We start from the raw sequence: 15,223 nt of genomic DNA, 5'->3' as shown, positions 1-15,223 counted from the left end.
ATCCCACAATATGATAAAGAAGTGTGTGGTGTCGATGTTCATTTTTTACCTTGTAATGAGGTGAAAATTACCACTTCTTGCTATAGCTATGGTGATCCTGAATACCCGATTAATGAACCCCATAATATGAAGGAGCCCACCGTATGTCCTCAAAAATAACCATTTGGCAAACTTACCCTAAACTTGCCACGCTCTTGATCATTTCTCTGTTACTTTCCGGTTGTGCTAATGCGGGCTCTTGGGGTGCAAAACCAGAAAACTCCCTCTTGGGAGCTGGTCTTCAAGGCTATAACCACACTCAATACAGTATTACCGGTTTTTCGATTAATGAAGGTTATGGCAGTATTGGCGGCACGGTCTGTTGTGTGATGATCCCCGAAAAATGGCGTCCTAATTTAGTCGCGCATATTCAATGGAATAAAGTGGATAAAAATAAACTCTCTCCTGCCCCTAAATTTAGTCAAGTAGAAGCTTATCAACGTTGGAAACAAGAGTTACGCGATAATACCTCCAGTCATGAAGCTTGGGTGCCTATCCCACAATATGATGAACCTTGTAGTGTCAAAGTGCATTTCTTACCTTGTAATGAGGTGAAAATCACTACCTCTTGTAAAGGATATGGTCATCCTGAATACCCAATTAATGAACCTCATAATATGAAGGAGCCCACCGTATGTTTGAAGAAATAAAAGCAGAACCAGTTTGGGTACCTAATCATTTCCCTGATAAAGGCCGATTAAAATTAACTCAGCAACAAATAGAGAATAATTATAAAACACGAGAAGAAGAGAAACGAAATCATAACTCTAGCCTTGTTAGTGTAAAAAATAACTGCTGTCGAAATTTACATATTAGTTTCTTTTTTGATGGCACCAATAATAATCGAGAAAAAGATATGGCGGCTGAGCCTAAAACTGCGACCAATATTACTCGATTATTTGAAACAACGTATGAAGATGAAAATAACCCAGATAAAAAACAAAGAGAATATTTTAAATATTATATGCCTGGTGTTGGTACTGCCTTCCCTGAAATAGCAGAATATAATTTTACTAATATGGGCTTAATATTTGCAACAGGGGGAGAAAATCGTATTAATTGGGCATTATTAATGTTAGCCAATACATTAAGTGTAGCTTCTGGTAATAAGAGGTTAGAGATATCTGAATGTAGAATGTATTTGAAAGATATGGCAACCCCAACATATCTTCCTATTAGTGGTAAAGGTCGCCGCCGTGCGGTTATCCATTCTCTAATTAATAAAAAAGAGATTATTGAAGGATTGCAACTTAAACCTAAAACTTTAACGATTAAACTTTATGTTTACGGTTTCTCACGTGGCGCGGCGGAAGCAAGAACCTTTGTTAATTGGGTAACACAGTTATTCGATACCCCTGAAGGTGCTGATAAACCCGCTCAGCAATTATGTGGTATTAATGTAAAAGTTGAATTTATTGGTATTTTGGATACGGTGCCCTCTGTGGGTATAGTGCATTTAGCACCTTTCTTTTCAGGTCATATGGATTGGGCAAATGGCACTCAACAACTCCCTAGTGAAAAAATCTTTCCTAACTTTATTAAGTGCTGTCGTCACTTTGTTTCTGCTCATGAGCAACGTTTCTGTTTTCCTCTAGATACAGTAAGACGACCCTCAAATTGGGAGAATGAAAAAAATAAAGCAGATACATCTGTGAATAATAAAAATATTAATGGTAATAATTATGGCCGTTATCCCAAAATATCCGATATTGAAGAAGTGGTTTATCCAGGTGTTCACTCCGATATTGGAGGGGGATATTTGGTAGGAGATCAAGGAAAAGCCTTTAATGATCCTTCAATGTTAGCTTCACAAATCGTCTTACATGACCTTTATCTTTCAGCATTTCAAGCGGGCTCCCCCCTTAATGTGGCAGTTAAATCTCCATTAACAGTTTCAAAGAAGAATATGAGTGAGCTTGTAGAACCTAAAATACTTAGTTTATTCAAAATCAACCCAATTCTAATTCAACGCTTTAACGCATGGCGAAAAATTACTTTAGGGTTACCTCAAGTGACTACTACTCATTTTTCGGAAACTTTCAATGCTTGCCGTGCAAATACAACATTAGAAAAAGTCGTCGAAAAACAAATGGCATGGATGACAGCTTGGCGTATCGATAGATATGCCGATATGAATCTTTTTAATCAAGATTTTTATAAAAATGCATTACAGCATGGCACTGAAAAGATCAAAGAAGATAAAGAAAAATGGGAGAAAACTAAAGAGAAGATAGAAGAACAACAGAAAGAAAAAATAAAACAAGGTACAGATACCATTTCACCAGGAGATCTTATGGGGCCTCGTATTTATGAGCCCATGCTAGGTAAAACACAATTAAGAGAAGGTGCTGAAGAATTTAAAGCGGACTATTACGATGAACGAAGAGAAGTCAGAAATTGGAAACAGTTTTCTGTCGATAATTTATTAACTAATATAATGTGCTTAGTAAATACTGACGATGAGAAAGCTGAATATTTTCATATGAAACAAAGTGGTGATGATATTTATAAAAAAGGTTATGGATTTCCTTTATTTAAAGAAAATAACACTCCTGATCCTGATGCATTATTAACAAGAGATTTATTTGATAACCAATTTCATGATTCTCGTGCTTGGTTTATGCATGATGCATTACAATCTAGAGAACCTTGGGCAAGCTATTTTAGTTATAGAATGATCTATGCTGATAGTGAAACAAATAAATTTTTATCACCTGTCGCAATAGCGGGAAAATTAATTGGTATAGCCACATTTATTGGTGGTATGGCGTATGTAGTGAGGCAAAAAAACATTAAAAATGCACTAAGTGCTTTTGCAGGTACATTAGGCGTTATGTCAATGGAATATGAAGTAGTAAATGCAATAACAGGATTAGCACTTCCCCTTAATCCTGAAGATGTTAAACCTACTAAAAATGCGGGCCCTGTACAATCAATTGCCATAGCTCAATCTATTGTTGAAAAAACAGAAGGTGTTATAAATAGTTTAACTCAAGTTATTGATACTAAAAAAGTCTTATCAATTGCTTAAATTAGCATTAATCCCATTTATTTTAACTTTATCTCTAAAAGATCAGGAGATATATCGTGAGATATCCTCCGCGTTACCCTGAGTTTACCCAAGACAAACCGATAAATTGGAAAAAACTATTAAAGTGGTTATTGATATTTATTGGTTTCTCTCTTTTTTTCACTAATATTATTTTATCAAATAGTAAAGTAGAGAATAAATATTTTATTTTAATCTCTAGTGTTATCATTCCTATCTTTATTTCATCATTCTTATTTTTAATTTATTTATTTTTAAAAGTATTAAACAATCATAACAATGAGTTATTTAAAAAACAATTTGATGAAGACAGTAAAAAATGGTGGTTATACCATAGTGCTTCAATACCAATAAAAAATTCAGTTGTTATTGGCTCTTTGGGTGAAAACCAATATAAATGGCATCAGGCTTTAAAAGATAAACCAATACCTCCATCTTCTATAATAGAGGAAGAGCAAGAGTGCATTCCCTGTTCAGCACTCATCGGAGATAAAAAAAACAGAGAAGAAATGATTGCTAAATTACTAGCTAATCACTTTATAAATACTGAAGAAAACAATATTGATAATATCAAAATAGATAATTTTTACTGGAAAGGTAGTCAAGATAGTCTAAATAAATTTATTGAACATCTAAAAGGTCATCATATATTACCACCATTAAAAACCATATTTATCGATTCAATAGATTCTTTAGATATCATTATTGATAACTACTATCTTCATTATAAGTCAGAACATTACAACCTTGTTGGCGGTTCTAATATTTTTGATGATATCAATGCAGGTAAATTAAGTGAAACTGGTTTTTTATGGACAATACTTTCTGATAAAAAAGCCTATCATTTACATCGTTGTGAAATATCAAATAATGAAAATGCTAATGAATTAGCGTCTCAAATTATTAAATATTCAGGGATGGAGAAATTACCAGAAATAAATATATCGATTAATACTCAAGCATCTTATGCTTTTTTATCAACATCACTCTATTCAGCCGACAATATTGTACAGGATTACTTCGGTGATAGTACTTGCTCATCACCATTTATCGCTATTTCGTTTGCTGCTCTACACTGCATGCATAACGATGTTAATAGTTGTGGATGGATTTCTGGATATTGTAACGATCAATATATAGCAGGGGTTATTCTCAAAGATGAAAATCAATGATAAGCTTTCTTCAACTCGGGATTTATTTATTATTTATGCTGTTGTTCTTACAATATCCCTTTTTACGTTAAGCATACTTTATTATCTTTTTGGTAATGAAATATTAGAAACAGACTACTCACCTAAAGAAATTGTATTTTTTACTTTTTCCAGTTGGGCTGCTTTATTATTAGCTTTTCCTTTTTTTATTTATGGTTGGAAAAAAGTCATTCCATTACTCAGTAAACCTTTCTTATATAATACAAAAACATTACCAGAAATAAACAAACAAAATAATTCATTTATTGATGATATATTTAAACAATATGGTCAACGTAATTCAAAAAATTTAATACGCATACTCCTCATCGGCACCTCGACATCTATCGAAAAACTCACTCCTAATCTAACAACGGATATCTGGCAAGAAAACAATGGAACGTTGCTTATCTATGGGGGTGATATCCATCAAAGTATTGATGAAAATTTAATTCAAGATTTAAAACAACTGCGCCGACGTCGTCCGCTCGATGCGGTTATTTGGGTGTCAGAAAATAACTTATCGCAACAACCGCTGGGTCATTCCTTATTTAATCACTTAAATCCGACCAATACAGATACCGCTAGCCGTTATTTCCACCAGCTATTTCGTCAGTTACGCTGGCAAGCCCCCATTTGGCTTTGGAATATCAGCAATAACGGTGAAATAACAACAAATGAAGCGCCGACAGTTCTTTATTCAGCACCTTTAAAAGCGACATCTGAAACGCTTTCTAATGACTTGAAAACGCTTTTACCGGCATTAATAGAACAAGGTACACACGCTGTCTTGCATAACCCAACTCAAACTTACCTACTAGCATTAGCGCGTTTTCTTCAACATGAAGGATGTGAAAAACTCGCCAATAACTTGGCACCGCTTTTATCAGGTTATCGCTCGTTACCGTTTGCTGGTGTGCTCTTTAGTACACCTGTTGACAATAACGTGTCTGCAACTTTATCACAAAATAATCAATGGACATCCAATCCCCATTGGAAAGCGCTTCTCACAGCAAATTCACAACTACCCTATCAGTTAAAAGCCTCGCCTTTAGGTCTAAATTCCAAACGTATTTTGCAATATACCGTCGCAATCGCTATGACGCTGTGGGGAATTGGAATGGTGGTCTCTTATTTTATGAATCGCCAATTAATTACCCAAAGTCAGCAACAAGCGCAGTTGGCAACAGACAATCATCAATCTGAATTTGCCCGCCTACAGGCACAATATGGCTTACAACAAACACTCGGTTTATTAAGCTATCGAGAGAAAACTTCTGTCCCATTTTGGTTACGATTTGGATTAAGCAGTAATAACGCATTGCTTAGTCATCTATGGCCGGTTTATAGCCAATCCATGTTGCCGTTATTACGCGATTCAACCCAACAACATCTTGAAAATTATCTTCACGCGTTTATGCAGTTCCCACCTGACAGTGCGGAACGAATTGAAGGCGCTCAATCCGCTTATCAAGCCTTAAAAGCCTATTTGATGATGGGTGATCCTTCCCGTATTGACCCTGCATTCTTCACTGAAAGTGCATTACGTATTTGGCCTGACTATAACGGATTAAAAGAAGGGGAATGGCAAACATTAGGAACGGAATTATTAACCTTCTATGCCTCTCAATTACCTTATCACCATGAATGGACAATCAAGCCTAATCGTACGTTAGTTGCCGGAAGCCGAACTATTCTTATTCGCCAAATTGGTCAACGTAATGGTGAATCTGCGCTTTACCAAAAAATCTTACAACAAGCACAGCATAACTTTGCGGATATGACCTTAGATGATATGACGGGGGATACCGATGTCAGTTTCTTATTAAGTTCAGCAGATACGGTACCCGGTATTTTTACACGTAAAGCATGGGAAGAATCGATTGAACCCGCGATTAAAAAAGCGGTTCATGAGAGGCGAGAAGAAATAGATTGGGTGTTAAGTGACACACAAAAAGAGACCGATATTGATATCTCACCTGAAAAACTCCAGCAAAATCTCACAGAACGCTATTTTAATGATTTTTCAGGCAGTTGGTTAAGCTTCCTCAATGGCTTACAGTGGCGAGAAACACAAAGTCTCTCCGATACTATTGATCAACTCACCTTAATGAGCGATGTCAGACAATCCCCCATTATTGCCTTAATGAATACACTTTCTTATCAAGGCAAAACGGGTCGCCAACAAGAAAAACTAGCAGACTCTTTTGTTAACTCAGCCAAAGATTTATTAAACAAAGAACAACAGCCGGTTATTAGTCAAAAAGCGGAATTTACCGGCCCTCTAGAGCCTGTTTTTGCGCCAATACTGGCCTTTACCGACCCTCAATCTTCAGCGCAAAACAGTGATGCGTTAAGCCTGCAAGCCTACCTCACACGCGTGACTCGAGTTCGCTTAAAACTTCAACAAGTTGTTAATGCCCCTGATCCACAAGCCATGTCTCAAGCGTTGGCTCGAAGTGTTTTTGAAGGAAAGACCGTCGATTTATCAGAAACTCGAGATTACGGCAGTTTGATTGCAGCAAGCTTTGGGCAAGAGTGGAATAGCTTTGGGGATACATTGCTTGTACAGCCCATGTCTCAAGCATGGCAACAGTTATTAGCGCCCACTTCGCAAGGTATCAACACTCAATGGCGAAATGCCGTGGTTAATGACTGGAATAGGGCATTTGGTGGTCGCTATCCACTCAAAAATACGCAAAGTGAAATCTCATTACCGTTAATGGCGCAATATCTACGCCCTGATAATGGTCGTATCCAGCGCTTCCTTGAAACTCATCTTAACGGTGTTTTACATAAAGAAGGTACACACTGGGTACCCGATACCACAAATACACAAGGCTTAACCTTTAACCCTGAGTTCTTAAAAGCCTTAGATAAATTAAGCTACCTAGGGGATGTGGTTTTTGCGAATGGTGAGGCGCGTCTTTACTTTGAGTTACGTCCAGGTACATCACCCGACATTATGCAAACCCATTTAATGATTGATAGACAATCACTGATCTACGATAACCAACAACCGCAATGGCAACGCTTTGTTTGGCCAGCGGATACGGTTGCCTCTGGTGCATCACTCAGCTGGATCACCACCAACACTGGGACACGTATTTATGGTGATTATCGTGGCGTCTGGGGCATTATTCGTTTATTGGAAGATGCCAAAATTACCCCTTATGCCGGTAGCACCAGTAGTTACTCTGTCAGTTGGAAAACCTTAAATGGGCAATCCCTCAATTACACCTTAAGAACTGAAATGGGCGAGGGTCCAATCGCACTCTTGCAACTACGCAATTTTGTTTTACCAGAAAAAATCTTCTTAGATTAAATAAAATCACATTCCACATTATCTCAAAAGGAAATACGCTCACTATGTCCTTATTGGATACCTTAATTTCATCATGTTTTGCTGATGATACAAACAAAGTGCAACAACTTGCTCAACAACAAATCGCTTTATGGGATCGTTGGTTATTACCGATCACCCCTAACCAACCTGTGGGTGATGATCCCAGTTATGAAGATGACTTTGAGCGAATGAAAGAAGAAGTCAATAAGCTCTCTGGCGCAGATACTGAGCTAATTTGTTTACTTGCTGAAAACTTACTGCTCAATTCCTGCAAAGATGTACGCGTTGTCACTTATTATATTTGGGCACGCTTGCACAAAGAAGGTGAACACGGACTTGCCGATTCTTTAGGGCTTTTAAGTGGGTTGCTTATTCGCTATCACGACACGCTATTACCTAGCCGAGCCACGAGTAGAAAATCTGCTTTAGAGTGGTTATCAGGACAACGTGTTTTAGATAGCTTATCTCTTTATCCTGAAGTCGATCGTCATGAGTTTTCACGTATTATCGCCTTATTAGCCACCATTGAAACGGAGCTTGAAACATGGAATGAAGCGGAAAGACCACAGCTTGCAGGATTACATCAAGCACTCGAAAAACGCCTTGCTCAATCGGGTGGCACAAGTTCATTAGTACCACAAAATATCAGCAGAAATGAATCTACTTATAGCCCATCTTCAACGCCTTCTTCTTTATCACAAAGCACGCCAATAGAAACAATACAATCAGGTCGTGAATTATTAGATCAATCTAAAATGCTTGCTAACTACTTACGCAATCAACCTAGCGGCTGGTTAGCAGGACATAGACTAATGAAAGTAGTGAGATGGGACACGCTTCATCAACTTCCCCCACAAGATCAGCAAGGTTGCACTCGCCTTTCTCCCCCAAGAACTGATGCAAGAGCACAACTTAAACGTCTCTATTTACAACAAAGTTGGGGTGAACTTGCAGAACAAGCTGATAAGCTTTTTGCAGAAGGTGTTAATCATTTTTGGTTAGATGTGCAATGGTATCTCTATCAAGCACTCAGTAAATCACCTGCTCCTTGGAATGCATGGTCTGACATTATAAAAAACGATTTAAAACAGTTTCTTATCCGCCTTCCTGATTTAGAAAAATTATCATGGGAAGACGGTACGCCCTTTGCCGACGAAGTAACATTAAGTTGGATCAAACAACATGTTATGGAAGAAAATTTTGATGCCATGCAAGGGTTATCAAATAGTTACTCTCATCAATCTGAAGATGAACCGATACTGGCATTAGAAACTGAAGCTATCACTCAAGCGGATAATGAAGGTATAGAGGTTGCATTAAGATGGCTACAACACCGTCCTGATATCAGCACTTCAAGGCAAAAATGGTTATTAAACCTCGTTATGGCGCGAGTAGCAGAACAATTTGCTCGTCACGATCTGGCATTAAACTTATTACGAGAACTTGATAAAAAAGCGCTTTCGATGTCATTAACACAATGGGAGCCTAACTATATTTTTGAAGTGAAAGCACGACAACTTCATCTTTACCGAGCAAAAATCCAACGTAACACCTCAGATAAGTCCCACATAGAACAACAAATGGAGCTACTACTCAGTGAACTAACTGTTATCGATCCCGTTCGCTCTGCGATTTTATATTCCTAATCTTTTACTCGACAAATCAAGGTATCAAATTAATGGACGATTTAACCCTTCGCTATTTTGATGCAGAAATGCGTTATCTTAGAGAAGCTGCCAAAGAGTTTGCACAAGCACATCCTGATAGAGCTGCGATGCTCGATTTAGATAAAGCAGGTACGCCCGATCCTTTTGTTGAGCGCTTATTTGAAGGCTTTGCTTTCTCAATGGGGCAATTAAGACAAAAAATTGATGATGATTTGCCTGAATTAACAGAAGGTCTTGTCAGCTTATTATGGCCTCACTATTTACAAACAATTCCTTCACTATCAATTATTGAATTGGCCCCAGATATTCAAAAAATGAAAATAGCAGATAAGGTCCCTGCTCAATTTGAGGTACTTTCTCGCCCTATTGGCCCTAAAAGAACGATTTGTCATTATCGAACAACTCAAGATTTAACGCTTAATCCAATAAAAATTGTCGCTGTAAACTTAACGACTGAGCCCGATGGCCGTTCAACTATTCGACTGAAATTTAAATGCAGTGAAATGATTAATTGGTCTGAAATTAACCTTCATAAACTCTCATTTTATTTATCTGGCGATATTCCGACAACCAATGCACTGCATTTAGCATTAACTAAGCAAGTTGCAAAAACTTATCTAAAACTCCCTCAATCAAAAGATAGAATAGTAATTCCTCTCTATTTTTCACCGGGAGGATTTCAGGATACAGACACTCTTTGGCCTAAAGGAGATACCACATTTAGTGGCTATCAATTATTACTCGAATATTTTTCTTTCCGTGAAAAGTTTATGTTTGTTTCACTTAATGGATTAGATGATATTCATTTTCCTGAAGAAACACCTGAATTTGAATTAGATATTGTTCTCAATACATTATGGGATAACTCTCTTACATTAAATGAGGAAAATATCCGTTTACATTGCGTACCCGTTATTAACCTTTTCAATATAGAAGCTGATCCACTCACTGTTAATGGATTAGAAAGCGAATATTTATTACGACCGCGTCGTGTTCAAGATGGACACACTGAAATCTATAGCGTTGATAGCGTACATGGCTCTCAACGTACAAATGAAGCGATTTATGTACCCTTTACCAGCTTTCGCCATCGTGGAGGTATGTTACGCCATAACGCACCTGAACGTTATTATCATACCCGAGTAAAACGTGGTGTTACGGGACTTCATGATACTTGGCTTATATTAGGGGGAGAAAAACAAGAGATTGATTTAGCAACTCAGCCAGAAACCCTTTCATTGCAACTCACTGGCACTAATGGGCAATTACCGCGCAAAGCATTACAAAGTACCTTGCTTGATAGAACAGAACAAACCTTACAGATCCCACTCACTGTATGTAATTTGTGTAAGCCAACACTTCCTCTTTATCCTCCTTCAGAAGATCGTTTCCACTGGCGAGTGCTAAGCCATTTAGGTTCAAGCTTTCTAAACATGATGGATAATGCTGAAGTACTGCGAGGCACTCTCGCACTTTACGATTGGCGAGATGATGATATGAACCATCGAAAACTCGATGCCATTATTCATGTTGAACATCATTTAATTGAACGCTTTGAAAAAGGTTTTTTACAACGAGGTATTGATATCGAAGTCACGATTGATAGCAATGGCTTTAATGGTGAAGGTGATATTCATTTATTTGGTGAAATGCTTAATCGCTTTTTTGCACTTTATGCCGATGTTCATCTTTTTAATCAATTAACTCTGATTATCTTGCCAACAGGAAAACGAATTCAATGGAAAGAAAGCCACAACCCACAGCTACCCCGTTAATTCAGGCGTTAGGCGAAAAATTACCTTATGTGAATTTTTATCGCTTTTGTCAATTACTTGAAAAAACTAGCCCCGAATTACCTGAATTAGGAAGTTCTCATGATCCAAAAACCGATCCCATTCGCTTTCGACCACATCGTGGTATGGGCTTTCCTGCGACAGAGATCAAAGGGATTGATCCTCTAGATAAATACCGAAAAAGTACAGTACCAAGCTTACATACTACTTTTTTGGGACTTTATGGTATCACATCACCACTTCCAACATCTTACCTTGACGATATTGCACAATATCGAGATGGTACGGATTCACTCACTGATTTTTTAGATATTTTTAACCATCGCCTTACAACTCAGTTTTATCGGATCTGGCGAAAATACTCTTATCCCGCCACGTTTGGGGAAGGAGGATCAGATAAAACATCGCAATATCTTTATGGCTTAATTGGTTTAGGTATTCCGGGCTGTGCTAATCATGTGCAATCCCCCCTATCTCGCTTTTTAGCGCTATTAGGGATCTTACGTTTACCAACACGCACAGCCGAAGGTATTAGCGCGTTAGTAAAATTATTAGCGCCATCAACAAAAGTCAGTATTGTGCCTCATGATCCTCGAAGAATTGCGCTCGCCCCCCCCATAACCATGTCGTGCTTACAACCGATAACACTAGAAAATAAGCCCGTTTTAGGTCGCTATGCTATTGATGTAAATAGCCAAGTATTAATAAAACTACACACTGAAAATAAGGAAGAAGCAAAAGGTTGGTTACCTGATGGCAGTATTTATCAAGACTTTATGGCACTACTTCGCGTTTATTTGGGATCAAGGGTTAATGCGCGACTCCGTTTAACATTACCTAGAAATTTATTACCTGATGCAACATTGAGTACTTCTAAAAACCAAGGCGTGCAATTAGGTAGAACCGCGGTCATGCGACCTCACAAACCGATTGAAACACTAACAGCGTCTTTTATCACCATTGGACTTGGCTTTTACCAATATCTAACCCCCCGCACTCAACATTATAAAAGTGATGAATATGGCAATTATCAATTTTAAATCGCAAACATTTCTTTCTCGCGCCCACCGATTGGCACTGTTATTTATAGTAACATTTGCAATCGCAGGTTGTGGTTTAACTCAAACCATCAGTGATGGTACTGTCTCTTTAACTAAATCTATTTTTTATAAACAAATCAAAACATTACATTTGGATTTTATTGCGAGAGAAGCACTTAATACCGATGATAATGGTTCATCACTTTCCGTTATTGTTCGAGTATTCCAACTAAAGTCAGAAGATACTTTTAATAATAGTGATTACCTCTCACTATTTAATCAAAATAATGATGTTTTAAAATCCTCTTTATTAGCACAAAAAGATCTACGCATTCGACCAGGAGAATCTATTTCTCTCGATATGCCAATGGAGAAAGAAACCGAATTTGTTGCTATTGCCACAATGTTTCACACACCAGATGAATCTAAAAATAACTGGCGAATTGTTATTCCTAAAAATGAACTCGATCCTGATAAAGCACGAAAAATTGAACTTGCTGAAAATACTCTTACATTACAACCTTTGGATAAAAAATAACGATGCCACAACCCTCTCTTTATGAAATGCTAACGGGTTATTTTTCAGGTGGGTTACCTGTTGATTCTATATCAGAAGAAGATCAGGTTATTCTTTCTGTTATGGATAATATTCGTCGAATATTAAATTCACGAGCAGGAACACTAAAACATCTGCCTGATTACGGTTTACCTGATATGAGCAAAATAATTCAAGGACTACCAGGAAGTTCGCATAAAGTAATGTCTATATTATCAACAACATTACTAAAATATGAACCTAGAATAAAATCAGTAACACTAGGTATATTACCTGAAAATGAATTTGGAAAATTGTGTTATTCTTTAGATATTGAATTACATGAAAGAGGACTTATACGTTATGGTACTGAGTTTTCACCTGATGGAAGAATATTTCTCCACCATTTAAAAAAACAATTTTATTTATCATGATGTTATTTCTTTCTATTTATTCTTAATTTTCTTTATTTAGATTTATTTTTATATTATTGAGACCTTAAATTAACTGAGGCAACTATGAATTCTTACTTAGATTCACTTTCAATTGGAGGTGATCCTCGTGTATTTAATCAATTTCTTGCTATTAAAGAAGAAATTGATAAACGTTTTCATCCAGCTCGCCCAGATATTAATTGGCAGTATGTCCATGAATTGTGTATCTCTTTATTTAATCAAAATGGTGTCGATCTTCAGACCGCCTCTTGGTTTGTCGTATGTCGTCAACACCAAGCTGGACTTGATGGCCTAAATGAAGGGCTTTACCTTATTCATAAACTATTGACTCAACATTGGCAAACATTATGGCCAGTACAAACACATACTCGTATCAATATTCTTTCATCCTTAAGCCAACAGTTAGTCTCTGGTATTCGTGGTACAACTTTTGTCTATTCCGACTTATCTATTCTTTATCAAATTGAAGAATTATTAAAGAATATCAATCATCACCTTCAAACTTTAGAAATTAAACATCTTGTTCAATTTGATTATTTAGAGAACTTAGTTATTACTCAAGCACAGCAATTAGAGAATGCAGACACATTAGATAGTAATTTTAATATTCCTGAATTATCCTCCACTGTCAATAAAGAAGAAAAGCCATCTGAAATTATCGATGTGATTTTATCTACACCCAAAAATATTCATGAAAGTATTACACCCCCCAAAACCTATATATCTTCTTCCATCTCATTACAGCCTCCCATAAAAAAGACATATCGTCAGGAGTTATGGCGAGGGATTTTAATTGGCACACTAACCAGTAGTTTATTTTTTATTATCCTATTTTATTTTTGGTTATCTGAATTAAAAAATAACAATCTAACAGATGCATTTCCTTATATTCCAACCATTAATGCCCACGCAGGCTCTCTTATTGAACAACAAACCGCAAATGGTAGAAACATAATAAGAACGCTCAATTCTGAACAGATTGACGTGATACAACAACGTTTAGATGAACTCGCATTACTTTCTCCCACATGGGCACAAAATTATGGACTTGAAGTAATCAGTTATTTGAATGCACAGTATGAAGATAATCCAGAGCTTTTATCATTTACGCAGCTCTGGAAAAATAATCTAAAAATAAATGCCACAACGGATGAACAACTCAATCAATGGTCTAAAGGCATGACTGAACTTGATGGATTAAGCCAAAGGTTAGATAGCTTTGATGGTAATCCTAAAAATTACATTACAGGCTCTGAACTTAAATCTATTATTTTCAAAGCTCGCCAACATTTCAATCAAGCTAAACCCTTAGAAGAAGAGCTACGCTTACTTGAAAAGCAACCAACACAAAATGCAGTTTCAGACTATGAATATCAACAGATAGATAATCATTTTAAACAACTATTAAATCGATATTCGTTATTGCGTTCTAAATAAGGAAAAATATGTACTTTATAAGAAGATTGATCCTTATTATCATTGTTAGTTTATTAAGTGGTTGCATTATGGGTTCACCTTATGGAGGACTTATCTTTATTGGCCCTATAGATTTAATTAGAATAAATCAAGAAAGGAGTAAAGAGGTAAATAAGTATTACCAAAACAGAAAAACTATAATAATGAAAACAGAAATTACATTAACACAAGAAGACCTTCTACTCTCCAAAGAAAATATTGGTGTGATTGAGTTTACATTACCTGATGATAAGGAATATACCACATCATTAAATCTTGATTACCGTGATAACACCATGTACAAAATAACATCTAAGATCCCCGTAACCATTAGTAATGAAAGGTACAGACTACCATTAATAGATTATGGAAAAATAGATAAGCGTTATTCAGATTATCAGTTACACTCCGCAGATTTTAGGATTTTTTCCCGTGGAAAAGGCTATTTTTATATAAAATTATCTTTTGATAAAGAAAATTATTTCCCTTCATGTAAATTCCATAGCAAAATTAAAAATGATATTGAGATCCCAATGTTAGAAATGAAATTTAAAGTAGAGAATAGTCAGTATCAAGATAAGGAGATTATCTGTACTCAATCTGAATTATAATTAAATAACTCAATTTTATATTAATAAATTAAAAATCATCATT

12 protein-coding genes are annotated in these 15,223 nt (G+C 36.5%); all 12 read left to right on the top strand.

The window, feature by feature from the left end:
- Nucleotides 1-159: DUF3304 domain-containing protein (locus GWJ01_RS12170; RefSeq protein WP_161711141.1), on the top strand; the 159-nt coding region annotated here is incomplete at its 5' end.
- A complete protein-coding gene (locus GWJ01_RS12165) occupies nt 144-689 on the top strand; it encodes a DUF3304 domain-containing protein (protein ID WP_161711140.1) in 546 nt (181 codons plus the stop codon). The genes GWJ01_RS12170 and GWJ01_RS12165, both read left to right, overlap by 16 nt.
- Nucleotides 674-3,070, top strand: coding sequence for a T6SS phospholipase effector Tle1-like catalytic domain-containing protein (locus tag GWJ01_RS12160; RefSeq protein ID WP_161711139.1), 2,397 nt, complete (start codon nt 674-676; stop codon nt 3,068-3,070). The genes GWJ01_RS12165 and GWJ01_RS12160 overlap by 16 nt, the downstream gene beginning before the upstream one ends.
- 56 nt (nt 3,071-3,126) lie before the next feature.
- Nucleotides 3,127-4,260 (top strand): hypothetical protein, encoded by a 1,134-nt coding sequence (locus tag GWJ01_RS12155; RefSeq protein ID WP_161711138.1) that lies wholly within the window; start codon nt 3,127-3,129, stop codon nt 4,258-4,260.
- Entirely contained in the window at nt 4,247-7,603 is a 3,357-nt protein-coding gene (locus GWJ01_RS12150) for an ImcF-related family protein (RefSeq protein WP_161711137.1), read from the top strand. The genes GWJ01_RS12155 and GWJ01_RS12150 overlap by 14 nt, the downstream gene beginning before the upstream one ends.
- Nucleotides 7,604-7,647: 44 nt before the next feature.
- Nucleotides 7,648-9,270, top strand: coding sequence for a type VI secretion system protein TssA (gene tssA / locus GWJ01_RS12145; RefSeq protein ID WP_161711136.1), 1,623 nt, complete (start codon nt 7,648-7,650; stop codon nt 9,268-9,270).
- A gap of 32 nt (nt 9,271-9,302) precedes the next feature.
- On the top strand, nt 9,303-11,066 hold the full coding sequence (gene tssF / locus GWJ01_RS12140) for a type VI secretion system baseplate subunit TssF (protein ID WP_109401486.1): 1,764 nt from the start codon (nt 9,303-9,305) through the stop codon (nt 11,064-11,066).
- The gene (gene tssG, locus GWJ01_RS12135) at nt 11,030-12,124 is read left to right on the top strand and encodes a type VI secretion system baseplate subunit TssG (protein ID WP_109401485.1); all 1,095 of its coding nucleotides are present in this window, start codon (nt 11,030-11,032) and stop codon (nt 12,122-12,124) included. Before tssF ends, tssG begins: the two co-directional genes overlap by 37 nt.
- On the top strand, nt 12,105-12,662 hold the full coding sequence (gene tssJ, locus GWJ01_RS12130; RefSeq protein ID WP_161711135.1) for a type VI secretion system lipoprotein TssJ: 558 nt from the start codon (nt 12,105-12,107) through the stop codon (nt 12,660-12,662). The genes tssG and tssJ overlap by 20 nt, the downstream gene beginning before the upstream one ends.
- 2 nt (nt 12,663-12,664) lie before the next feature.
- A complete protein-coding gene (tssE, locus tag GWJ01_RS12125; protein WP_088494841.1) occupies nt 12,665-13,093 on the top strand; it encodes a type VI secretion system baseplate subunit TssE in 429 nt (142 codons plus the stop codon).
- Between the two features lie 84 nt (nt 13,094-13,177).
- Entirely contained in the window at nt 13,178-14,551 is a 1,374-nt protein-coding gene (locus GWJ01_RS12120; protein ID WP_161711134.1) for a VasL domain-containing protein, read from the top strand.
- A 68-nt stretch (nt 14,552-14,619) separates the two neighbouring features.
- Nucleotides 14,620-15,180 (top strand): hypothetical protein, encoded by a 561-nt coding sequence (locus tag GWJ01_RS12115; RefSeq protein ID WP_161711133.1) that lies wholly within the window; start codon nt 14,620-14,622, stop codon nt 15,178-15,180.
- Nucleotides 15,181-15,223 lie beyond the last annotated feature (43 nt).

The sequence above is a fragment of the Proteus sp. G2618 genome, assembly GCF_009915995.1.
Lineage (GTDB): Bacteria > Pseudomonadota > Gammaproteobacteria > Enterobacterales > Enterobacteriaceae > Proteus > Proteus terrae.
This window is presented reverse-complemented; position numbering and strand designations above follow the sequence as displayed.

Excerpts from the sequence above, each read along its gene's own strand:
- GWJ01_RS12165 (WP_161711140.1), top strand. The coding sequence starts at position 144 with ATGTCCTCAAAAATAACCATTTGGCAAACTTACCCTAAACTTGCCACG.
- GWJ01_RS12160 (WP_161711139.1), top strand. The coding sequence starts at position 674 with ATGTTTGAAGAAATAAAAGCAGAACCAGTTTGGGTACCTAATCATTTC.
- GWJ01_RS12150 (WP_161711137.1), top strand. The coding sequence starts at position 4,247 with ATGAAAATCAATGATAAGCTTTCTTCAACTCGGGATTTATTTATTATT.
- tssA (WP_161711136.1), top strand. The coding sequence starts at position 7,648 with ATGTCCTTATTGGATACCTTAATTTCATCATGTTTTGCTGATGATACA.
- tssF (WP_109401486.1), top strand. The coding sequence starts at position 9,303 with ATGGACGATTTAACCCTTCGCTATTTTGATGCAGAAATGCGTTATCTT.
- tssG (WP_109401485.1), top strand. The coding sequence starts at position 11,030 with ATGGAAAGAAAGCCACAACCCACAGCTACCCCGTTAATTCAGGCGTTA.
- tssJ (WP_161711135.1), top strand. The coding sequence starts at position 12,105 with ATGGCAATTATCAATTTTAAATCGCAAACATTTCTTTCTCGCGCCCAC.
- tssE (WP_088494841.1), top strand. The coding sequence starts at position 12,665 with ATGCCACAACCCTCTCTTTATGAAATGCTAACGGGTTATTTTTCAGGT.
- GWJ01_RS12120 (WP_161711134.1), top strand. The coding sequence starts at position 13,178 with ATGAATTCTTACTTAGATTCACTTTCAATTGGAGGTGATCCTCGTGTA.
- GWJ01_RS12115 (WP_161711133.1), top strand. The coding sequence starts at position 14,620 with ATGGGTTCACCTTATGGAGGACTTATCTTTATTGGCCCTATAGATTTA.